This window comes from Streptomyces iakyrus, assembly GCF_000717055.1.
Taxonomy (GTDB): Bacteria; Actinomycetota; Actinomycetes; order Streptomycetales; family Streptomycetaceae; genus Streptomyces; species Streptomyces iakyrus.
The window spans coordinates 1-21,141 of the sequence record NZ_JNXI01000009.1; the positions used below are offsets into that span (position 1 = coordinate 1).

Below are 21,141 nucleotides of genomic sequence, written 5' to 3' on the forward strand. Positions count from 1 at the left end.
TTCGCAATCCACACCGAACCCAGAGGCCCTCGCCTCGTTCAAGGACCACTCAAGGCGTGTCGCCTGTCACCAACGTCCCGGGACAGCACACCTAGGCCGCTTCGCGGTGCTCGGAGACCCGTGCCGTGAACTCCGGGCCGGGAGCACGCGGGGGCGTGGAGATCAGCGCCGCCGCCTCACCGGCCGCCAGCAGGTCGCGCATGGACACGCCGGCGACCGCGAACCGCTGCGGCTGCCCCTTGCTCTCTGTAGCCGACATGGACGCCTCCCGAAGGGCCGGGGCCGACGAAGTTAGGTACACCTAACTACGGACTGGATACCATGTGACCACGTGCGGGACACCGAACGCAACATCTTGCCGACGTCTTGTCGGAACGTTCATCGAATGACCGCACACCAGGACCCCGGGACACCCGGACACACGCGGATTCACGCGGATTCACGCAGCAAGGACGCTCAGGTCCGCCGTGGCCCAGCGTTCCCCCACACCGGTGAGGGTCATCTGCCGGACCTCGTCGGTCGTGTCGCCCACCGCCCGGTGGATCACGACCTGGAGCCGGTCCTCCGTCAGCTCCTCGACCTTGCCCTCGCCCCACTCCACGACGACCACGGAGTCGGGCAGCGAGACGTCGAGGTCGAGGTCCTCCATCTCGTCGAGGCCGCCGGAGAGCCGGTAGGCGTCGACGTGGACGAGCGGCGGCCCGTCGCCCAGTGAGGGGTGCACCCGGGCGATCACGAACGTCGGCGAGGTGACGGCCCCGCGCACGCCGAGCCCCTCGCCCAGCCCACGGGTCAGCGTCGTCTTGCCCGCGCCGAGCTCTCCGCTGAGCATCACCAGATCACCCGCGCGCAGCAGTTTCGCGAGCCGGCGGCCCAGCTCCCGCATCTGCTCGGGGGACGTGACGACGATCTGGACGGATCCGGGCTCAGCCGGGCTGTGCGGTGCTGGTGCTTCCATAGCCCTTCACGGTAGCCCCTGCGGGCACGGCACCCGTGCGGGTGAGCAGGTCGGCGAGGCGGTCGGTGACCACTTCCGGGTGTTCCAGCATCACCAGATGCCCGGCGTCCGGCACCAGCACCAGCTCGGCGTCGGGGAGCAGATCGGCGATGGCCTCGCTGTGCTCACTGGGCGTGACCAGGTCCTGCACGCCGGCCAGGACGAGCACGGGCAGGTCCGCGAAGTGGGCGAGCGCCTCGGTCTTGTCGTGGTCGTTGAACGCCGGGTAGTACTCGGCGACCACGTCGATCGGCGTGCTCTCGATCATCCGCTCGGCGAACCGGGCGACGGCCGGGTCGACGTCCCGGGACGCGAACGAGTACCGCTTGATGATCCCGGCGAACAGGTCCGCGGTCGCCCGCCGCCCCTTCTCCACCAGCTCGGCCCGCTGCCCCAGCGCCTTCAGCACCCCGGGCAGCACCCGCCGCACCGCGTTGACCCCGGCGACGGGCAGGCCGTAGTTGACCTCGCCGAGCCGCCCCGACGACGTCCCCACGAAGGCGACCCCGACGACCCGCTCCCGGATCAGCTCGGGGTACTGGTCGGCCAGCGCCATCACCGTCATGCCGCCCATGGAGTGCCCGACGAGCACGAGCGGCCCCTTGGGGGCGGCCGCGTCTATGACGGCCTTCAGGTCCCGGCCCAGCTGCTCGATCGTGACCGGCTCGTCGTCCCGGTGCTGGGCCACGCCTCGCCCGGACCGGCCGTGGCTGCGCTGGTCCCAGTGCACGGTCCGCACGACGCCCCGCAGGGCGGCCCGCTGGAAGTGCCAGGAGTCCTGGCTGAGGCAGTAGCCGTGGCTGAACACGACGGTGACAGGGGCCGGTGACTTGCGGCCGAAGAGCCGTCGTCGGCGGGGGCCGATGGCGGCGGGAGCGGCCTCCTCGTCGAGGTCGTCGACCTCGTAGTACAGCTCCGTGCCGTCGTCGGCGAACGCCTTGCCGGGCATGCCGCGCAGCGAGCCGTACGGCCCCGCGGAGTCCAGGGCGAGCCGCGCCTTCTGCCGCATGCCGCGGCCGACCGTCATCCGCTCCAGGGCGACACCGGCGGCCGCTCCCGCGGCCACCACGCCTATCGCCACGCCGGCGATGCCGGTCGCCCGGCGCCAGCCCCCCGCGGCCCCCGCGGCGGAGACCGCGACGGCCGCGGAGGCGACGTCCGCGACGACCTCCGCACTGCTCTCGCTCACGTACCGCTCCTCTTCGCCGGGTGCCGGTCGGGTGGCTCAGCCGGTCGAGTGAACCGGTGGGCCGATGGTGCTGCTGTTGCCAGGGTGCCTGGTGCTCCTCGCGTGACGGGTTCCCCGTGCGAGTTACCCGTCCCGTTCCTCATTCACATAGACGCGAGGAACACGCGTTCCGATCCGGGTCACGATCTCGTAGGCGATGGTTCCGGCCGCCTGGGCCCAGTCCTCCGCCGTGGGCTCTCCGCGGTCCCCGGGCCCGAACAGGACCGCTTCGGCCCCGGCCGCGGGCTCGTCGCCCCCCAGATCCACCACGAACTGGTCCATGGCGACCAGCCCGGCGATCGTGCGCCACTTCCCCTCGACCAGGACCGGCCCGGCCGAGGAGGCGTGCCGCGGGATGCCGTCGGCGTAGCCCAGCGGCACCAGGCCGAGGGTGGTCGCGCCGGGCGTCACGTACCGGTGGCCGTAGCTGACGCCGTGCCCGCCCGGCACGCGCTTGACCAGGGCCAGCGAGCCGGACAGCGTCATCACCGGGCGCAGCCCGAAGTCGGCCGGGGTGCCCAGCTCGGGGCTGGGCGAGATGCCGTAGGTGGCGATGCCGGTGCGGACCAGGTCGAAGTGGCTCTCGGGGAGCGTGAGGGTGGCCGGCGAGTTGGCGATGTGCCGGACCTCGGGCCGCACGCCCTGCTTCTCGGCGTACGCGACCATCTCCCGGAACACGCCGAGCTGGCCGGCGATGGAAGGGTGCCCGGGCTCGTCGGCGCAGGCGAAGTGCGACCACAGCCCCGTCACGCGCAGCAGCCCCTCGGCCTCGGCCCGCAGCGCCTCGCGGACCAGCTCGGCCCAGTCCTCGCCGGGCTGGCAGCCGCCCCGCCCGAGGCCGGTGTCGGCCTTGAGCTGCACGCGGGCGGGCCGGTCGGCTTCCCTGGCCGCCCCGACGACCTCCGCCAGGGCCCACATCCCGCTGACGGACACGTCCAGGTCCGCCTCGATCGCCTCGCGCCAGGGCCCGCCGGGCGTCCACAGCCAGCACATGATGCGGCCCGGCAGCCCGGCAGCCCGCAGGGCCAGGGCCTCCTCGGGCGTGGCCGTGCCCAGCCAGCTCGCCCCCGCGGCGACGGCCGCGCGGGCACACGGCACAGCCCCGTGGCCGTACGCCTCGGACTTGACCACGGCCATCACGGCCGCGCCCGGCGCATGGGCGCGCAGGGCCCGCACATTGGCCCGCAGGGCGGCCAGGTCGATCTCGGCACGGGCCCGCAGGGGCGCGGCCGGGGCTGTTCTCTCGCTCATCGCGCCCAGTGTCTCAGAGGGCTCCGGCCGCAGGTCCGCTACGTCCCGGGCCGCCGCCCCCAACCGAGACGGCGCCGTCCTCCTCGGCGGACGGCGTGTACATCACGGGCGGCAGGGCCTGGTCGGGCGTGTCGAGCGACCAGGGCTGCGCGGGCTCACTCGAACGCACGAGCCACACCCACCAGCCCGTCCGGCGCGTGAGGACGAGGCCGTTCAGGCCGAAGCGGGGGTGCGGGGGCGGCAGCCCCCGGATCGGGACGGGAAGGGGCGGAGGGGGCGACCCACTCCCACAGCGCCGCCCCACCGACCCACACCGCAATCCCCCTCACCCCTCACCCCTCACGCCCCACCACTCACGCCTCACCCCACAACATTCCGCCAAGCCACCGGCACCGCATCGGCCACGTCATGCGCCCCCACCGGCGCCCCCTCCGCCGCCAGCCGTCCGGCCAGCCCATGCAGATAGGCCCCGGCACTCCCGGCATCCACCGCCGACAACCCCGCCGCCAGCAACGACCCGCCCAGCCCGGACAGCACGTCCCCGCTCCCGGCCGTGGCCAGCCACCCCGTCCCCGTCGGATTCACCCGCACCGCCCCACCCCCCGAGTCGGCCACCAACGTCGTGGACCCCTTCAGCAGCACGGTCGCCCCGTACCGCCGCGCCAGCTCCCGCACCGCCGCCAGCCGGCCGCCCTCGACCTCCCCCCGCTCCACACCCAGCAGCGCCGCCGCCTCCCCCGCATGGGGCGTCATCAGCGTCGGCGCCCGCCGCCCCCGCACGACCTCCGCATCCGCCAGCCGCAGCCCGTCCGCGTCGATCAGCACCGGCACGTCCGCCGCCAGCACCTCAGCGACCGTCGCCGCGTCGTCCCCGGCCCCCGGCCCGACGACCCACGCCTGCACGCGGCCGGCCTGCTTCGGCCCCTGGTCCGACACGAGCGTCTCGGGAAACCGCGCGATGACGGCGTCCCCGGCCGGCCCGACGTACCGCACGGCCCCGGCCCCGCCCCGCAGCGCGCCCGACACGGCCAGCACAGCGGCCCCCGGATACCGCGCCGACCCGGCGGCGATGCCGACCACGCCCCGCCGGTACTTGTCGCTCTCCGCCCGCGGCACCGGCAGCAGCCGGGCCACGTCCTCGTGCTGCAACGCCTCCAGCTCCGGCTCGGCGGGCAGCTCCAGCCCGATGTCGACCAGCCGGACCGACCCCGCGTACTCCCGGGCGGGATCGATCAGGAGCCCCGGCTTGTGCGTCCCGAACGTCACGGTCAGGTCGGCCTGTACGGCGGCCCCGTGCACCTCCCCGGTGTCGGCGTCGACACCGCTCGGCAGATCGACCGCGACGACGGCCCCCCGCGACCGCCCGGCGGCGGCGGCCAACGGCACGGCGTCCGGCCGCAGCCCGCCCTTCCCGCCGATGCCGACGATCCCGTCGAGGACGAGGTCCGCGCCCTCCACGAGCGCCTCGCTCTCACCGGCCCGGGCGACCCGGCCCCCGGCCCGCCGCAACGCCGCGAGCCCCGCCGCGTGCGCCCGCTCCGGCGCGAGCAGCACCGCCGTGACCCCGGCCCCCCGTCGGGCCAGCCGGGCCCCGGCGTACAGGGCGTCACCTCCGTTGTCACCACTGCCGACCAGCAGCACCACCCTGCTCCCGTACACCCGCCCCAGCAGGTCGGCGCAGGCCGCGGCGAGCCCGGCGGCGGCGCGTTGCATCAGCGCCCCCTCCGGCAGCCGCGCCATCAGCTCCCGTTCGGCGGTCCGGACCGTCTCCACGCTGTACGCAGTACGCATGCGGTCGAGTTTCCCGTACGACCGCGGGGCCACTCCCCCTCACACGCACCTCCGGCATCTGCCCGCTCTGCGGACCGTGCCGCATCCATTGACGCTGTGCCGCCCCTTTGCCAGACTCCCGGCCGCGCAGAAAGCGCTTGCACACACCCCCACGTCCGACGAAACCGAGGCCCCCATGGGACGCAGAGCCGCATTACTGGCCGCCGCCGGCGCCACCGCCCTCCTCACCGCCGCCGGCACCCTGACCGCCCCCGCCACGGCCGCCCCCACGCGCGCACTGGCCTGCGGAGACGGCTCCTACCAGGCCGAGGCCGTGCAGAGCGGCGGCACCTGGACCGCCCGGCGCGGCGGCAGCACGGTCTACACCGGCACCGATCTGCGCGCGGCCGTCCAGGCCGCCGTCAACAGCCTCACCGCCGGGCGCACTTCGAAGGAACGGGTCGTGGTCCGCGGCTCGGGCTCGATGCCGGCGGGCTCCCGCATCTCCCTGCCGAGCTACACCGTCCTCGACGTCTGCGGCACGATCAATGTCACCGGCAGCGGCTCGGGCGACCAGGCGCCGGTCTACTCGCGCGGCACCCGGGACGTAGAGGTCCAGAACCTCAAGCTCACCGGCACCCCGCTGTACGGCGTCTTCCTGCGCAACGTCCAGAACGTGGTGCTCGGCCAGATCGACATGCGCCTCTCCCGCGGCCTGGGCGTCCGCATCGACAACCGCGGCGACACCAGCCAGTGGACGCGCAACGTCCGCATCGACAACGTCTACGTCTCCGGCGCGTCCAGCCACGCGGTCGAGACCTACGGCGTGGACGGCCTCACCGTCGGCACGGTGACGGCCCGTAACGTCGGTGAGTCGGGCCTGCTGCTCAACCAGACCGTCAACGCCAGGGTCACCAAGGTGGACGCGGAGAACGCCGGCACGGGCACCGGCTACGCCGCCTTCCGCATGGCCAACCGCAACGGCCGGATCGGCAGCGGCTACCCCACCAACATCCGCGTCGGCGAGGTCGTCGCCCGGGGCGGCGGACGCGGCGTGTTCTGCGTCTCGGAGAGCGGCGGGGCCGTCATCGACAAGGTGACGCTCTCCAGCACGGGCAACAACTCGGTTCTGATTGAGAACTGTTACAACGTCAGCCTCGCGGCGCAGAGCGGCACGATCACGGGCGGCGGGGAACTGCGCCTGGCGGCCCGCTCGGAGTTCGCCAACAACAAGGACATCACCATCCAGAACCTGACGGTCACCAACTCGGCCATCAGGGAGAGCCCGTGCGGCGAGAACACGGAGTTCCGCAACATCACGCGGGTGAACACCAGTCAGTCGGTCTGCTGACCTGCTCCCGGAGCCCTTGCCATCCCACTCGGCGGGGGCTCCGGGGCCCTTCACCCGGGCCGCCCCTTCACGGCGTATGATCGAGCCGTGTTTTGAACTCGTTCAAAAAGGGGGTCGACGAGACATGACCAGCTCGACAGCATCCGGCGACAAGGACAGCCCCGCCACCGCCCTCGGCCCCACCGCCCTGGTCCTCGGTGTCTTCTCGGCCGTGGGCACCTGGGCGTTCCTGTTCCCGTGGACGGTCCTCGCCGGAGCGCTCGCGGTGACCTTCGGGGCGATGGGCCTCCATTACGCCCGCAGGGGGACGGGCCGGCTGTGGCCGGCGGCAGCCGGTACGGTCCTGGGCGCGATCGGCTTCATCGGCACCGTCACGCTGCTCTGGAGCGTGGCCTAGTCCGCGGACGCCCCTGGGGGCGCCTCACGCCTCGGCGATGACCACCGCCGAGGCGACGCCCGCGTCGTGACTCAGCGACACGTGCCAGGTCCGCACGCCGAGTTCGGCGGCACGCGCGGCGACCGTACCGGTCACCCGCAGCCGGGGCCGGCCGCTGTCCTCGACACACACCTCGGCGTCGGTCCAGAGCAGTCCGGGCGGAGCGCCGAGCGCCTTGGCCAGGGCCTCCTTGGCCGCGAACCGCGCGGCGAGCGAGGCGACCCCCCGCCGCTCCCCGCTGGGCAGCAGCAACTCCCGCTCCACGAACAGCCGCCCGGCCAGCGCGGGCGTGCGCTCCAGTGAAGCCGCGAACCGCTCGATCTCGGCAACGTCGATGCCGACCCCGATGATGCTCATGGGCAGCACCCTACGGTGACGGGCGGGATCCGGCGGGAACGGCGTCCGATGCGCCGCCCGGGCACCCCCGTGATCCGCAACTTCACCCGCCTTCTATAGAGTTCGCGCTGACCGCGATGAGCAAACGGCATCGCACGCAAACGGGAGGACATCATGAAGTTCCAGTCGCTGGGGACCGCGGCCGCCGCCATGGCCCTCTTCGCCACGGCCCTCACCGGCACCGTCGCCACAGCCGGGACCGCCGCAGCGGCGACGAAGCCGGACTGCAGCAGCGCGCTGACCAACGTGAAGCCCAAGGCGACCGTCAACCTCCGCAGCCAGCCCAAGACGAGCTCCACGGCGCTCGGCACCTGGGGCAAGGGCAAGGCGGGCGGTGTCTGCTTCGGCGACCGCAAGCCCACCAAGGGCGGCACCTACACGGCCTGCGGCAAGACGAGCAACAAGTGGTACTTCGGCGGCCCCAACAGCACCAGCAAGGAAGGCTGGGTCCCGGCGACCTGCCTGCCCATCTGAGCCGGGCACCTGACGGGCTGACCGGCTGGCGAGGGGCGAAGGGCATAAGGCCGTTCGCCCCTCTCGCTCACTGCGGATGCCCGCTCACTCCACGGTCACCGACTTGGCCAGGTTCCGCGGCTGGTCCACCTCGTTCCCGCGGGCCGTCGCCAGCTCGCACGCGAACACCTGAAGCGGCACCGTCGCGACGAGCGGCTGCAACAGGGTCGGCGTGGCGGGAATCCGGACCAGGTGGTCCGCGTACGGCACGACCGCCTCGTCGCCCTCCTCCGCGATCACGATCGTCCGGGCCCCCCGCGCCCGGATCTCCTGGATGTTGGACACGATCTTGTCGTGCAGCACCGAGCGCCCACGCGGCGACGGCACCACCACGACCACCGGCAAGTCCTCCTCGATCAGGGCGATCGGCCCGTGCTTCAGCTCCCCGGCCGCGAACCCCTCTGCGTGCATGTAGGCGAGCTCCTTGAGCTTCAGCGCGCCTTCGAGCGCCACCGGATACCCCACGTGCCGCCCGAGGAACAGCACCGTCTTCTTCGAGGCCAGCGTGCGTGCCAGCTCCCGCACCGGCTCCATCGTGCCCAGCACCTGGTCCACCGCACCGGCGATCGAGGACAGGTCGCGGATCACCGCCCGGATTTCGTCGCCCCACTTCGTGCCCCGTACCTGGCCGAGGTACAGCGCGACCAGATAGCACGCCACGAGCTGTGTCAGGAACGCCTTGGTCGAGGCGACGGCCACCTCCGGCCCGGCGTGCGTGTACAGCACGGCGTCCGACTCGCGCGGGATCGTCGAGCCGTTGGTGTTGCAGATGGCCAGCACCTTGGAGCCCTGCTCGCGGGCGTGCCGCAGCGCCATCAGCGTGTCCATGGTCTCGCCCGACTGGGAGATGGCGATGACGAGCGTCTGCGCGTCCAGGATCGGGTCCCGGTAGCGGAACTCGCTCGCCAGCTCCACCTCGCAGGGCAGCCGCGTCCAGTGCTCGATGGCGTACTTGGCGATCATCCCGGCGTGGAAGGCCGTGCCGCACGCGACGATGACGACCTTGTCGATCTCCCGCAGCACCCGCGGAGGGATCCGCACCTCGTCCAGCGTCAGCGAACCGGACCCGTCGATCCGGCCCAGGAGCGTATCGGCGACCGCCTTGGGCTGTTCGGCGATCTCCTTGAGCATGAAGTAGTCGTAGCCGCCCTTCTCGGCGGCCGACGCGTCCCAGTCGACGTGGTACGAGTGGACGTCGGCCGGGCGGCCGTCGAAGCCGGTCACCGTCACGCCGTCCCGGCGCAGCTCCACCACCTGGTCCTGGCCGAGCTCGATCGCCGAGCGCGTGTGGGCGATGAACGCGGCGACGTCCGAGGCCAGGAACGCCTCGCCCTCACCGACGCCGACCACCAGCGGTGAGTTCCGCCGCGCGCCCACCACCACGTCCGGCTCGTCGGCGTGCACCGCGACCAGCGTGAACGCGCCCTCCAGACGCCGGCACACCAGCCGCATCGCCTCGGCGAGATCCGCGCAGGAGGAGAACTCCTCGGCGAGCAGATGCGCGACGACCTCGGTGTCCGTCTCGGAGGCCAGCTCGTGGCCGCGCTCGGCCAGCTCGGCCCGCAGTTCGGCGAAGTTCTCGATGATGCCGTTGTGCACCACCGCGACCCGGCCCGCGTTGTCGATGTGCGGGTGGGCGTTGGTGTCCGTCGGCCCGCCGTGCGTGGCCCAACGAGTGTGCCCGATGCCCGTGGCGCCGGTGGGCAGCGGTCTGCCGTCCAGTTCCTTCTCCAGGTTGAGGAGCTTGCCGGCCTTCTTCGCCGCCGCCAGCCCGCCGTCGGCCAGGACGGCGACGCCCGCCGAGTCGTACCCCCGGTACTCCAGCCGCTTCAGCCCGGCCATCACCACATCGAGCGCCGACTGCGGCCCCACGTATCCCACGATTCCGCACATGAGCCGCAGCCTACGGGCCGACTCCCCCGGGAAAGCCCTTCAGCCTGCCCGGAATCGGAAATAATGCAGCCTCAAGGCCGAGAGGAGCGCGTCCGGAATGAGTGGCGAAGAACCCGAGCACCTCCTCGTCCGCGCCTGCGGCGACACCTCACCGCTGCACACCACGGACGCCTGGGCGCCCACCGGCGTCAGGCCTTCACCCGCGCCGTCCCGGTCGACGACGACGCCCTCGCACTGCCCGGCGGCGTGGCGCACAGGCTGACCGAGTGGAACGGGAACCGTCCTGCCGGCGGGTCGGCCCGCAAGGCCCGCCTCCTCGGCACCCGCTCGCCATCACCGTCGAAGGCCAGTACGGGCTGTACCCGTTGTACGCGGAAGGCTTCGGGAGCTTCGCTCCGGACGACCCCGCCGCCGGCCTTCGCCTGCCCGACGACCTCGCGTCCGCGTTCCACCGCTGAGCGAAGGAGATCGAGACGACGCTGGCGGGAAGACCAGCAGGTGCGGCCAGGCCCCTCAGCTCCTCAGACCTTCGCCCGGTAAGCCCGCATGGCCAGCGGATAGAACACCAGGGCGATCCCCGCCGCCCACACCAACGACCACAGCACCGGCTCGGCCACCGCCCCGCCCAGCAGCAGCCCCCGGAACGCGTCCGACAGGTGGGTCACCGGATTGACGTCGCTCCAGGCCTGGAGCCAGCCGGGCATCGTGTCGACGACGACGAACGCGCTGCTGGTGAAGGTGATCGGGAAGATGAGCGTGAAGGCGAACGCCTGGACCTTCTCGGCGTCGCCGGCCAGCATCCCGATCAGCACCGCACTCCAGGAGACGGCCGCGGCGAACACCACCACCAGCAGGGTGCCGAGCAGGAAGCCGCCGAATCCGCCGGTGATGCGGAAGCCGAGCGCCAGGCCGAGGCCGATCATCAGCAGCAGCGCCCACAGGTGCTTCGCGAGGTCCGCGGTGATCCTGCCGATGAGCGGCGCGGAGCGGGCGATGGGCAGGCTGCGCAGCCGGTCGAAGACGCCCTTGGTGAGGTCGGTGTTCAGCGCCATCGCTGTGTACATCGTCATGAACAGGGTGTTCTGCACGATGATCCCGGGCAGCGCGTACTTCAGGTACGCGTCGGGCGAGCCGGCCATCTGTCCGCCCAGCACATAGGTGAACAGGAACACGAACATGATCGGCGTGATGCTGTAGTCGACCAGTTCGAGCGGGTTGTGCTTGACGGCGACCAGGCTCCGCCAGGCCATCGTGAAGGTCTGCCGCAGCCCGGCGAGGGGCGGCACCCGGCCCGAAGCGGTGACCGGTGCGGTGAGGGTGGTGGCGGTGGCGGTCATGACGGGCTCACCGCCTTCTCCAGCTCCTCGTCCTCCCGGACCGCCGCACCGCCGTCCTCCTCGGCCTCGCCCGGCTCGGCGCGGTGACCGGTCAGGGACAGGAAGACCTCATCTAGGGAGGAGCGGCGCAAGGCCAGCTCCCCGACCGCGATGCCCTCCCGGTCCAGCGCGCGCACGACGGCCGGCATCAGCTCCGGGTCGTTCACCGGGGCGGTGACCGTCTCGCCCTCGATCCGGGCCTGCGGCCCTGCGGCCCCGGCCACCAGCGCGTGCGCCCGCGCGAGGTCCTGCCCGGCGATCGGCCTGAGCTCCAGCACCTGGCCGCCGACCTGCGCCTTCAACCGGTCCGGCGTGCCCTCGGCGATCACACGGCCCTTGTCGATCACCACGATGTCGTCGGCGAGGACATCGGCCTCGTTCAGGTACTGCGTGGTCAGCAGCGCGGTCGCACCGTCCGCGACCAGCCCGCGCAGCAGGTCCCACAGCTCACCACGGCTGTGTGGATCAAGGCCCGTGGTCGGCTCGTCGAGGAAGAGGATGCTGGGCCGGCCGACCAGGCTGGCCGCGAGGTCCAGACGCCGGCGCATGCCGCCCGAGAAGGTCTTCGCGGCCCGCCCGGCCGCGTCGGTCAGCTGGAACCGCTCCAGCAGTTCACCGGCCCGCGCCTTCGCCTCCCGCCTCGGCAGACCCAGCAGCCGGCCGATGAGCAGCAGGTTCTCCGTGCCGGTCAGGTTCTCGTCGACCGCCGCGTACTGCCCGGTCAGCCCGACGAGGGAGCGAACGACCCCCGCCTCCCGGACCACGTCGTGGCCGGCCACCTTGGCCGTGCCCCGGTCCGGGAGCAGCAGTGTCGCGAAGATCCGCACCGCCGTCGTCTTCCCCGCACCGTTGGGCCCCAGCAGCCCGAGCACCGTGCCCTTGCGGGCCGCCAGGTCGACGCCGGCCAGCGCCTCGGTCTCCTTGAACCGCTTGACCAGGCCTTCCGCCTCTATCGCATACGTCATGGGTACCCCCAGGCGTCCGTGGACCCCGGACCGGGCCCACCTCTCCCACAACTGTGACGCACGCCACTGACATTCCTCCCGTGCCGGTCTTTCTCAGGAGGAAGCCGGGTGAACACCTCGCGTGACGGATCCCACCTCACCATCCGTTCGTACGCCCGTAACAATGGACTGTGATCTCTCCGGTCTCCTCGATGCCCCGGAGCGCCCACCGGCCCCGCCCGGAGGCGACTCCCTACGTCGACCTCACCCGAACCGAGTGGAGTGCGCTGCGTGACAAGACGCCGCTGCCGCTGACGGCCGAGGAGGTCGAGAAGCTGCGCGGTCTCGGCGACGTGATCGACCTCGACGAGGTGCGGGACATCTACCTCCCGCTGTCCCGCCTCCTCAACCTCTACGTCGGTGCCACCGACGGCCTCAGAGGCGCGCTGAACACGTTCCTGGGCGAACAGGGCTCCCAGTCGGGCACCCCGTTCGTCATAGGCGTGGCCGGTTCGGTCGCCGTGGGCAAGTCGACGGTCGCCCGCCTCCTCCAGGCCCTGCTCTCGCGCTGGCCCGAGCACCCACGCGTCGAGCTGGTCACCACCGACGGCTTCCTGCTGCCCACCAAGGAGCTCAAGGCCCGCGGCCTGATGTCCCGCAAGGGCTTCCCGGAGTCCTACGACCGCCGCGCTCTGACCCGCTTCGTCGCCGACATCAAGGCCGGCAAGGACGAGGTCACCGCCCCCGTCTACTCCCATCTCATCTACGACATCGTCCCCGACAAGCGGCTCACCGTCCGCCGCCCCGACATCCTGATCGTCGAGGGCCTGAACGTCCTCCAGCCGGCCCTGCCCGGCAAGGACGGCCGCACCCGCGTCGGTCTCGCCGACTACTTCGACTTCAGCGTGTACGTCGACGCCCGTGTCGAGGACATCGAGACCTGGTACCTCAACCGCTTCCGCAAGCTGCGCGCGACCGCCTTCCAGAACCCGTCCTCGTACTTCCGCAAGTACACGCAGGTCTCGGAGGAGGAAGCCTTGGACTACGCCCGGACGATGTGGCGCACGATCAACCGGCCCAACCTGGTGGAGAACATCGCCCCCACCCGCGGCCGGGCCACCCTCGTCCTGCGCAAGGGCCCGGACCACAAGGTGCAGCGGCTCAGCCTGCGCAAGCTGTGACGGCAGGGGAAAGGCGGGTTAGATGGGCGCCATGCTCCACTTGCGCATGATCACACCGTCCGGCCGGACCGACGAAGTGGTCCTGCTGATCGAGAAGACGGTCGGCACCACCCACCTCGTCGTGCTGCCGGGCGCCGCCCGCGACCCCGCCGGGGACGTGGTGATGTGCGACGTCGCGCGTGAGGCGGGCGACGAACTCCTCGCCGGTCTGCGGGAACTGGGCATCGACACCACCGGCTCCATCGCCGTGGAGTCCATAGACCTGTCCCTGTCCGAGCGGGCCGACCGGGCCGAGGCCGACGCGCCGGGCGAGGGCGCGGACGCGGTCCTCTGGGAGCAGTTGACCGACGCGACGCACGAGGAGTCCACCCTCTCGGTCACGTACCTGGCTTTCATCACGCTCGCCACGATGATCGCGGCCTGTGGCGTGGTCCTGGACAACGCGATCCTGATCGTCGGTGCCATGGCCGTGGGCCCGGAGTTCGGCCCGCTCGCCGGCCTCAGTACCGCGATCGTCCGGCGTCGCCCCCGGCTCGCCCTGCGCTCCCTGATCGCCCTGCTGGTGGGCTTCGCAGCGGCGATGGCGGTGACGGTCGCCTTCAGCCTCTTCATGGACGCCGTGGACCTGTTCAGCCAGGAGCAGCTCATGGCCGACCGTCCGAACACGGGCTTCATCTACGCCCCGGACTGGTTCTCCTTCGTCGTGGCGGTCCTGGCCGGCATCGCCGGCACGCTCTCCCTGACCTCCGCCAAGTCGGGCGCCCTGGTCGGCGTGGCCATCTCGGTCACCACGATCCCGGCCGCCGCGAACGCGGCCGTGGCCCTGAGCTACGGCGACACGAAACAGACGTGGGGCTCGACGGAACAGCTCCTGCTGAACCTGTTGGGCATCATCGTCGCCGGCACGCTCACACTGCTGGCTCAGAAGTGGTTCTGGTCCAGGCAGCCCAAGAACGCGCCGTGAGGGCGACGTTCCTCATGGGCGCGGGGAACTGCGCGAACAATCACGACGAGAGCAGCACTCCGTCCCCGGCAGAACCCCCCACCCCCTACTCGGTCATCAGCCGAGCGCGGACTTCACCACGTCGGCCAGCCGCCCCGCGACAGACCGGGCCTGCTCGATATCGGCCGCCTCGACCATCACCCGGACCAACGGCTCCGTCCCGGAGGGCCGCAGCAGCACCCGCCCGGTCTCCCCGAGCTCCCGCTCCGCGTCCGCGACGGCCGCCGACAGCTCCGCGGACGTCCCCACCCGCGTCCTGTCGACATCCGGCACATTGATCAGCACCTGCGGCAGCCGCTCCATGACCCCGGCGAGATCCGCCAGCGTGCGGCCGCTCTGCGCCACCCGAGCCGCCAGCAGCAGCCCGGTCAGCGTCCCGTCGCCGGTCGTCGCGTGGTCGAGGATGATCACGTGCCCGGACTGCTCGCCCCCGAGGGCGAACCCGTGCTCCTTCATCTCCTCCAGCACGTACCGGTCGCCGACGGCGGTCTGCACCAGCCGGATGCCCTCGCGCTCCATGGCGAGCTTGAACCCGAGGTTCGACATCACCGTGGCGACGACCGTGTCGGACCGCAGCACGGACCGCTCCCGCATCGCCAGCGCCAGCACGGCGAGGATCTGGTCCCCGTCCACCTCCGCGCCGGTGTGGTCGACGGCGAGGCACCGGTCGGCGTCGCCGTCGTGCGCGATGCCGAGGTCGGCGCCGTGCTCGACGACGGCGGCCTTGATCTTGTCCAGGTGCGTCGAACCGCACCCGTCGTTGATGTTGAGCCCGTCCGGCTCGGCCCCGATCGTGACGACCTCGGCACCGGCCCGCTGGAACACCTCGGGCGAGACCCGGGCGGCGGCGCCGTGCGCCTCGTCGAGGACGACCTTCAGCCCGTCGAGCCGGTTCGGCAGGACACTCAGCAGATGCGCGACGTACCGCTCGGAGCCCTCCTCGTACGCGCGTACGCGGCCCACCCCGGCCCCGGTCGGCCGGTCCCACGGGGCGCCGGTGCGGTGCTCCTCGTAGACGGACTCGATCCGGTCCTCCAGCTCGTCGGCGAGCTTGTGCCCCCCGCGGGCGAAGAACTTGACGCCGTTGTCGGGCATGGCGTTGTGGCTGGCGGAGAGCATCACACCGAGGTCGGCGCCGAGCTCCCCGGTCAGGTACGCCACGGCGGGCGTCGGCAGCACGCCGACCCGCAGGACGTCCACGCCGGCGCTGGCGAGACCCGCGACCACGGCGGCTTCCAGGAACTCCCCGGACGCACGGGGGTCACGTCCGACCACGGCCTTCGGCCGGTGTCCCTCGAACGTGCCCGCCTCGGCCAGTACGTGCGCCGCGGCCACGGAGAGGCCGAGGGCCATCTCCGCCGTCAGATCCGCGTTGGCGACACCGCGCACGCCGTCCGTGCCGAAGAGTCGTCCCACAGTGGTGTCCTCCGATATTGCTGAAGAGAATGCGGCTCACATCCCCGATGTGCACCCCCTGAGACTGTCCGGGGGCCGTAGGGGTTGTGTAAACGAAACCGCCCCGGCAGCACAACCGTGCCGCCGGGGCGATCGTTGCGAAGCCAGTCGCCAGGACGGGCGTCGCGTTTAGCGCTTGCTGTACTGCGGAGCCTTGCGGGCCTTCTTCAGACCGGCCTTCTTGCGCTCGACCGCACGGTCGTCGCGCTTGAGGAAGCCGGCCTTCTTCAGGGGGCCGCGGTTGTTGTCGACGTCGGCCTCGTTCAGCGCGCGGGCGACACCGAGACGGAGCGCACCGGCCTGGCCGGAGACACCGCCACCGGAGATGCGGGCGATGACGTCGTAGCGGCCCTCGAGCTCGAGAACCTTGAACGGCTCGTTGACTTCCTGCTGGTGCACCTTGTTGGGGAAGTAGTCCTCAAGGGTGCGACCGTTGATCTTCCACTTGCCGGTGCCCGGGACGATCCGGACGCGGGCGATGGCGTTCTTGCGACGGCCCAGGCCGGCGGCCGGCTGGGGCTCGCCGAAGCGGGACGCCATGGACTCCGAGGTGTACTCACCCTCGACGGGGACCTCGGACTCGGTGGTGTAGCTGTCGATGTCGATCTCTTCGAGCGGCTGCTCGGCAGTGGTCTCGGCCACGATGCTCCTCAGATTCTCTTCAGTCTTAGGGGGTGGCCGGACTTACTGCGCGACCTGGGTGATCTCGAACGGCTGCGGCTGCTGCGCGCCGTGCGGGTGCTGGTCACCCTTGTAGACCTTCAGCTTCGAGAGCATCTGACGGCCCAGCGTGTTCTTGGGGAGCATGCCCTTGACGGCCTTCTCGATGGCCTTCTCGGGGTTCTTGTCCAGCAGCTCGTCGTAGCGGACGGAGCGCAGACCACCCGGGTAGCCGGAGTGGCGGTACGCCATCTTCTGGGTCCGCTTGTTGCCGGAGAGGTGCACCTTGTCGGCGTTGATGATGATGACGAAGTCACCAGCGTCGACGTGCGGCGCGTAGATCGGCTTGTGCTTGCCCCGGAGGAGCGTCGCGGCAGTGGTGGCGAGACGGCCCAGGACAACGTCCTGAGCGTCGATGACGTGCCACTGGCGCGTCACATCGCCGGGCTTGGGGCTGTACGTACGCACGGTTCGTAGCCTTCGCTTCGAGTGAATGGTCCATAACTGGTCACCGAAACGATCACGACAGCCTGGACCGCACTGCGGCGACGCATACCGCGTACGTGGGGTCGCTGGTCATCGGCCCGGTGGACCGGTGTAAGGGCCCGTCCCGTGAGAATGAGCAAGCCAATACACAACGAACAAGCAGAATACCGGGGTACACCACAAGGGTCAAAACGCGGGATCACCGCAGCCGCTCGGTCACGGAGACGTACAGGACGGCGCAGAGCGTGACGGCCCTCCGCAGCGTCCGCCGCCGCGGCGGCCGTACGTACGGGAACACCGCCGAGACGGCGACGTCCACGGCGAGGGCCGCGCACCACCGCACCACGGATCGGCCGGCGCGCGGACGACGGCACGCCCCCAGCGCCCCCACCACGACCGACGGCCACACCCCGGCCGCTAGGGCCGGCCAGGACAGCAGACACCCCAGCAGCACCACCGTCGGCAGCACTCGCCCCAACCACCCGGAGATGTCGCCTTTGCCCGTGCGCATGGGAGGAACGCTAGGGGCTGCAGAGCCCGTCCGGGCGGACCAGCACACCCCTTGTCCCGTCTAAGATGCGGCCCATGAGCTTTGGGCAGCAGGGGGGACCTCAGTCCCAGTGGGATCCCTGGAAACCGCAGTCGCAGCAGCCCTGGAACAGCGGAGGCGGCCAGTCGCCGGACTGGGCGGCGCTCGCTGAAGCCTCAGAGGCCCGCAACAAGCGACGTCGCCTGCTGCTGGTCGGCGGCGGCGCGTTCGCCACCGTCGCGATCGGCACCGCCGTCGCGGTGGCCGTCGTCTCGGCGGGCAGCGACACGCAGGGGAACCCGACCTCCCTGCCGTCGGCCGACATCCCGAGCCAGACCGCCTCGGCCCCGTCCTTCGCCCCGACCAGCGCCCCTCCCCCGCTGGACCCGAAGGACTTCATCGCCAGCGCGAAGAAGGACAAGGCCCCGCTCAGCCCGGACACCCTCTTCCCGGGCACCCAGCTGACCGAGGCCGGGACGCTGTACAAGAAGGGCCCCACCGCCGACACCCGCAACTGCGCCTCGGCGGCCGGCGGCACGCTCCCCAAGATCCTCACGGCGAACGACTGCACGCGCCTGATACGCGCCACCTACGTCAAGGACGGCATCGCGGTGACGGTCGGCGTGGCCGTCTTCGACACCGAGGCCCAGGCCGTGAAGGCCAAGGGCCAGAGCACCAAGAAGAGCTTCGTGAAGTCGCTCTCCGGCGGCGGCGTGAAGCCCTTCTGCGAATCCGGCTTCTGCCGCTTGACCACCAACTCCTACGGCCGCTACGCCTACTTCACCAACGCCGGCTTCACCAACGGCAAGGACGTGACGCCCAAGGACACCCCCGTCTACAAGACCGGGGACGACCTGGCCCAGTTCACGTTCGACCAGATCCGCCGCCGCGGCGAGGTCCAGGCCTCGGCCGCGGCCAACGAATAGCCGGACGTCAGCAACAGCCCGCCGACGGCAGCGACCGCTTGTTCCGCGCCTCCTTGTTGCGCGCGGCGAGCAGGTCGTCGGCCGGGTATCCGACCTCCTCCAGCGTCAGCCCGTGCGGCCGGACGACGTGCACGGCCGAGTCCCGTACGCCGGCCGCCAGCACCTTCCCCGGCCAGTCGGCGGGCCGGTGCCCGTCCCCGACGAACAGCAGCGCCCCGATGAGCGAGCGCACCATGTTGTGGCAGAAGGCGTCGGCCCGCACGGTGGCGGTGATGATCCCGTCGTCCCCCCGCACCAGGCTCAGCTCCTGGAGCGTGCGGATCGTGGTCGCGCCCTCCCGCTTCTTGCAGTAGGCGGCGAAGTCATGCTCGCCCAGCAGCCCCCGGGCCGCCTCGTTCATGGCGTCCACGTCGAGGGGCCAGTCGTGCCACAGCACATGGCCGCGCAGCAGCGGGTCGACGCCTCCGGGATTGTCGGTGACCCGGTACGCGTACCGCCTCCAGACCGCCGAGAAACGGGCGTTGAAGCCACTGGGCGCCTCCCTGAGGGCCCAGACCCGGACGTCCCGCGGCAGTCGCCCGGCGAGCCGCTTCAGCAGCTTCTGGTGGTGCTCGGCCCACACCTCACGCGGCAGGTCGACGTGAGCGACCTGCCCGCGCGCGTGCACGCCCGCATCGGTACGCCCCGCGACGGTCAGCTCGTAGGTCTCCCGCGACCGCGTCACGGTCCGCAGGGCGTCCTCGATCTCGCCCTGCACGGTCCGCCGCCCCCCGGCCTGCTTGGCCCACCCGGAGAACTCACTCCCGTCGTACGACAGATCAAGCCGGACCCGGACGTGGCCGGCCTCTACTTCGTCACTCACCCCAGGATCCTCTCACCAGCACAAAGGCGGGCCCGCCCCCTCCGAAGAGGGAACGGACCCGCCAACAACGCCCTTCAGGGGCGCGGGGAACTGCGCGAACAGCCACGACGAACCGCAAGCCGCCGGTAGACAGCCCCCGGCAGACGCTTACGCGTCCTTGGACTCCTCGGCGTCCTCGGCCTTGGTCGTGTCGACCTGAGCCTCGGCAGCCTCGTTGTCCTTCGCGGCGCGCTTGGTCGCGGCCTCGGCCTCGCCCGTCGCCTCCTGCGCCACCGTCAGAGCCTCGACCAGCTCGATGACAGCCATGGGCGCGTTGTCGCCACGGCGGTTACCGATCTTGGTGATGCGGGTGTAACCACCCGGACGGTTCTCGTAGCGCGGGCCGATCTCGGTGAAGAGCGTGTGCACGATGCTCTTGTCCGTGATGACCTGGAGCACCTGACGGCGGTTGTGAAGGTCGCCCTTCTTCGCCTTGGTGACCAGACGCTCGGCGTACGGCCGCAGCTTGCGGGCCTTGGCCTCGGTGGTGGTGATGCGGCCGTGCTCGAAGAGCGACTTCGCGAGGTTCGCGAGCATCAGCTTCTCGTGCGCGGCGCTGCCGCCCATACGGGCACCCTTGGTGGGCTTCGGCATGGTGCTTCTCCTAGGTGTCTGCCCCGGCCGTATCAGGTACCGGGGTCAGTATCCGAGCAGGCGGGTTTGCCTGTCGGAGATCCGAGCAGCCCCGAAGGGGCTGCTCGGAAGGGGCGCGGGGAACTGCGCGACAAGCCACAGCGCACCCGCACCCGAGTACGGACCGGAAGGCCCGAGCTCTTAGTACTGCTCGGTCTCCACGAAACCGGCGTCCGCGTCGTCGTCCGCACCGAAGGCGTCGGCGGCAGCGGTCGGGTCGAACCCGGGAGGCGAGTCCTTGAGCGCGAGACCCATGCCCGCCAGCTTCGCCTTGACCTCGTCGATCGACTTCGCACCGAAGTTGCGGATGTCGAGCAGGTCCGCCTCGGAACGCGCCACGAGCTCACCCACGGAGTGGATGCCCTCACGCTTGAGGCAGTTGTAGGAGCGGACCGTGAGCTCCAGCTCCTCGATCGGCAGCGCCAGATCGGCGGCCAGGGCGGCGTCCGTGGGGGACGGGCCCATGTCGATGCCCTCGGCGTCGATGTTCAGCTCGCGGGCGAGACCGAACAGCTCGACCAGGGTCTTACCGGCGGACGCCATGGCGTCACGCGGGCGCATGGCCTGCTTGGTCTCGACGTCGACGATCAGCTTGTCGAAGTCGGTGCGCTGCTCGACACGCGTGGCCTCGACCTTGTACGTGACCTTGAGAACCGGCGAGTAGATCGAGTCGACCGGGATCCGGCCGATCTCCTGGCCCACCTGCTTGTTCTGCACGGCGGAGACGTAGCCGCGACCGCGCTCGACGGTCAGCTCCATCTCCAGCTTGCCCTTGCCGTTGAGCGTGGCGAGGACCAGGTCGGGGTTGTGCACCTCGACACCGGCCGGGGGCGCGATGTCGGCGGCGGTGACCAGACCCGGGCCCTGCTTGCGCAGGTACATCACGACCGGCTCGTCGTGCTCCGAGGAGACGACCAGCTGCTTGATGTTGAGGATCAGGTCGGTGACGTCCTCCTTGACGCCCGGCACGGTGGTGAACTCGTGCAGCACGCCGTCGATGCGGATGGACGTGACCGCCGCACCCGGGATCGAGGAGAGGAGGGTCCGGCGCAGGGAGTTACCGAGGGTGTAACCGAAGCCCGGCTCCAGCGGCTCGATCACGAACCGGGAGCGGAATTCGTCGACGACCTCTTCGGTCAACGAGGGACGCTGAGCGATCAGCATGTGGTGAGTCCTTCAGTCAGGGGCACCCACTATTTGATGCCCTGATGT

General features: G+C 71.2%; 25 protein-coding genes. 8 read left to right on the top strand and 17 right to left on the bottom strand.

What is annotated here, in order from left to right; translation table 11 throughout:
* Positions 1-91: 91 nt before the first annotated feature.
* The 6 genes from OO68_RS46815 to OO68_RS15410 all read right to left on the bottom strand — a co-directional run bounded on the left by OO68_RS46815 (position 92) and on the right by OO68_RS15410 (position 5,267).
* Positions 92-259, bottom strand: a complete 168-nt coding sequence (locus tag OO68_RS46815; protein WP_167345895.1) for a hypothetical protein — start codon at positions 257-259, stop codon at positions 92-94.
* Between the two features lie 180 nt (positions 260-439).
* Complete coding sequence (gene tsaE / locus OO68_RS15395) at positions 440-958, bottom strand: tRNA (adenosine(37)-N6)-threonylcarbamoyltransferase complex ATPase subunit type 1 TsaE (RefSeq protein ID WP_033308941.1); 519 nt, start codon at positions 956-958, stop codon at positions 440-442.
* The gene (locus OO68_RS15400; protein WP_033308942.1) at positions 927-2,186 is read right to left on the bottom strand and encodes an alpha/beta fold hydrolase; all 1,260 of its coding nucleotides are present in this window, start codon (positions 2,184-2,186) and stop codon (positions 927-929) included. Before OO68_RS15400 ends, tsaE begins: the two co-directional genes overlap by 32 nt.
* 123 nt (positions 2,187-2,309) lie before the next feature.
* Positions 2,310-3,476 (bottom strand): alanine racemase, encoded by a 1,167-nt coding sequence (gene alr / locus OO68_RS15405; RefSeq protein WP_033308943.1) that lies wholly within the window; start codon positions 3,474-3,476, stop codon positions 2,310-2,312.
* Between the two features lie 13 nt (positions 3,477-3,489).
* A complete protein-coding gene (locus OO68_RS46270; protein WP_157852719.1) occupies positions 3,490-3,645 on the bottom strand; it encodes a hypothetical protein in 156 nt (51 codons plus the stop codon).
* A 191-nt stretch (positions 3,646-3,836) separates the two neighbouring features.
* Complete coding sequence (locus OO68_RS15410) at positions 3,837-5,267, bottom strand: NAD(P)H-hydrate dehydratase (protein ID WP_033308944.1); 1,431 nt, start codon at positions 5,265-5,267, stop codon at positions 3,837-3,839.
* Positions 5,268-5,442: 175 nt separating this feature from the next.
* Between OO68_RS15410 and OO68_RS15415 the strand changes: the two genes are divergently transcribed.
* Together OO68_RS15415 and OO68_RS15420 are read left to right on the top strand one after the other, a co-directional pair.
* The gene (locus OO68_RS15415; protein ID WP_033308945.1) at positions 5,443-6,597 is read left to right on the top strand and encodes a right-handed parallel beta-helix repeat-containing protein; all 1,155 of its coding nucleotides are present in this window, start codon (positions 5,443-5,445) and stop codon (positions 6,595-6,597) included.
* Between the two features lie 124 nt (positions 6,598-6,721).
* On the top strand, positions 6,722-6,994 hold the full coding sequence (locus tag OO68_RS15420; RefSeq protein ID WP_033308946.1) for a hypothetical protein: 273 nt from the start codon (positions 6,722-6,724) through the stop codon (positions 6,992-6,994).
* Positions 6,995-7,018: 24 nt separating this feature from the next.
* Here the strand turns inward: OO68_RS15420 and OO68_RS15425 are convergent, their stop codons facing one another.
* Positions 7,019-7,390, bottom strand: a complete 372-nt coding sequence (locus OO68_RS15425; RefSeq protein WP_031133117.1) for a holo-ACP synthase — start codon at positions 7,388-7,390, stop codon at positions 7,019-7,021.
* Positions 7,391-7,543: 153 nt separating this feature from the next.
* Between OO68_RS15425 and OO68_RS15430 the strand changes: the two genes are divergently transcribed.
* Positions 7,544-7,903 (top strand): hypothetical protein, encoded by a 360-nt coding sequence (locus tag OO68_RS15430; RefSeq protein ID WP_033308947.1) that lies wholly within the window; start codon positions 7,544-7,546, stop codon positions 7,901-7,903.
* Positions 7,904-7,987: 84 nt separating this feature from the next.
* Here OO68_RS15430 and glmS read toward each other — a convergent pair whose 3' ends face one another.
* The gene (gene glmS, locus OO68_RS15435; protein ID WP_033308948.1) at positions 7,988-9,835 is read right to left on the bottom strand and encodes a glutamine--fructose-6-phosphate transaminase (isomerizing); all 1,848 of its coding nucleotides are present in this window, start codon (positions 9,833-9,835) and stop codon (positions 7,988-7,990) included.
* 97 nt (positions 9,836-9,932) lie between these two features.
* On the opposite strand from glmS, the gene OO68_RS46275 reads away from it, so the two are divergent.
* Positions 9,933-10,097: a hypothetical protein gene (locus OO68_RS46275; protein WP_157852720.1), complete on the top strand. Its 165-nt coding sequence runs from the start codon at positions 9,933-9,935 to the stop codon at positions 10,095-10,097.
* A 4-nt stretch (positions 10,098-10,101) separates the two neighbouring features.
* A complete protein-coding gene (locus OO68_RS15445) occupies positions 10,102-10,293 on the top strand; it encodes a hypothetical protein (RefSeq protein WP_033308950.1) in 192 nt (63 codons plus the stop codon).
* Positions 10,294-10,356: 63 nt separating this feature from the next.
* On the opposite strand, the gene OO68_RS15450 is transcribed toward OO68_RS15445, so the two are convergent.
* The gene (locus OO68_RS15450) at positions 10,357-11,172 is read right to left on the bottom strand and encodes an ABC transporter permease (RefSeq protein WP_033308951.1); all 816 of its coding nucleotides are present in this window, start codon (positions 11,170-11,172) and stop codon (positions 10,357-10,359) included.
* On the bottom strand, positions 11,169-12,176 hold the full coding sequence (locus tag OO68_RS15455; RefSeq protein WP_033308952.1) for a daunorubicin resistance protein DrrA family ABC transporter ATP-binding protein: 1,008 nt from the start codon (positions 12,174-12,176) through the stop codon (positions 11,169-11,171). The genes OO68_RS15450 and OO68_RS15455 overlap by 4 nt, the downstream gene beginning before the upstream one ends.
* Before the next feature lie 191 nt (positions 12,177-12,367).
* Between OO68_RS15455 and coaA the strand changes: the two genes are divergently transcribed.
* Together coaA and OO68_RS15465 are read left to right on the top strand one after the other, a co-directional pair.
* Entirely contained in the window at positions 12,368-13,336 is a 969-nt protein-coding gene (gene coaA, locus OO68_RS15460; RefSeq protein WP_033308953.1) for a type I pantothenate kinase, read from the top strand.
* Between the two features lie 31 nt (positions 13,337-13,367).
* On the top strand, positions 13,368-14,300 hold the full coding sequence (locus OO68_RS15465) for a DUF389 domain-containing protein (RefSeq protein WP_033309105.1): 933 nt from the start codon (positions 13,368-13,370) through the stop codon (positions 14,298-14,300).
* A 96-nt stretch (positions 14,301-14,396) separates the two neighbouring features.
* On the opposite strand, the gene glmM is transcribed toward OO68_RS15465, so the two are convergent.
* The 4 genes from glmM to OO68_RS15485 form a co-directional block, all read right to left on the bottom strand.
* Positions 14,397-15,755, bottom strand: coding sequence for a phosphoglucosamine mutase (glmM, locus tag OO68_RS15470; RefSeq protein WP_033308954.1), 1,359 nt, complete (start codon positions 15,753-15,755; stop codon positions 14,397-14,399).
* 168 nt (positions 15,756-15,923) lie between these two features.
* Positions 15,924-16,436 (bottom strand): 30S ribosomal protein S9, encoded by a 513-nt coding sequence (gene rpsI / locus OO68_RS42285; RefSeq protein WP_033308955.1) that lies wholly within the window; start codon positions 16,434-16,436, stop codon positions 15,924-15,926.
* Positions 16,437-16,478: 42 nt separating this feature from the next.
* A complete protein-coding gene (rplM, locus tag OO68_RS15480) occupies positions 16,479-16,922 on the bottom strand; it encodes a 50S ribosomal protein L13 (protein ID WP_033308956.1) in 444 nt (147 codons plus the stop codon).
* 217 nt (positions 16,923-17,139) lie between these two features.
* Positions 17,140-17,451 (bottom strand): hypothetical protein, encoded by a 312-nt coding sequence (locus OO68_RS15485; RefSeq protein WP_033308957.1) that lies wholly within the window; start codon positions 17,449-17,451, stop codon positions 17,140-17,142.
* Positions 17,452-17,525: 74 nt separating this feature from the next.
* On the opposite strand from OO68_RS15485, the gene OO68_RS15490 reads away from it, so the two are divergent.
* A complete protein-coding gene (locus OO68_RS15490) occupies positions 17,526-18,395 on the top strand; it encodes a hypothetical protein (protein WP_033308958.1) in 870 nt (289 codons plus the stop codon).
* Positions 18,396-18,402: 7 nt separating this feature from the next.
* Here the strand turns inward: OO68_RS15490 and truA are convergent, their stop codons facing one another.
* The 3 genes from truA to OO68_RS15505 form a co-directional block, all read right to left on the bottom strand.
* Positions 18,403-19,257, bottom strand: coding sequence for a tRNA pseudouridine(38-40) synthase TruA (truA, locus tag OO68_RS15495; RefSeq protein ID WP_033308959.1), 855 nt, complete (start codon positions 19,255-19,257; stop codon positions 18,403-18,405).
* Between the two features lie 147 nt (positions 19,258-19,404).
* Entirely contained in the window at positions 19,405-19,890 is a 486-nt protein-coding gene (gene rplQ, locus OO68_RS15500; protein ID WP_033308960.1) for a 50S ribosomal protein L17, read from the bottom strand.
* Between the two features lie 180 nt (positions 19,891-20,070).
* Positions 20,071-21,093, bottom strand: a complete 1,023-nt coding sequence (locus tag OO68_RS15505; RefSeq protein ID WP_003966937.1) for a DNA-directed RNA polymerase subunit alpha — start codon at positions 21,091-21,093, stop codon at positions 20,071-20,073.
* Positions 21,094-21,141 lie beyond the last annotated feature (48 nt).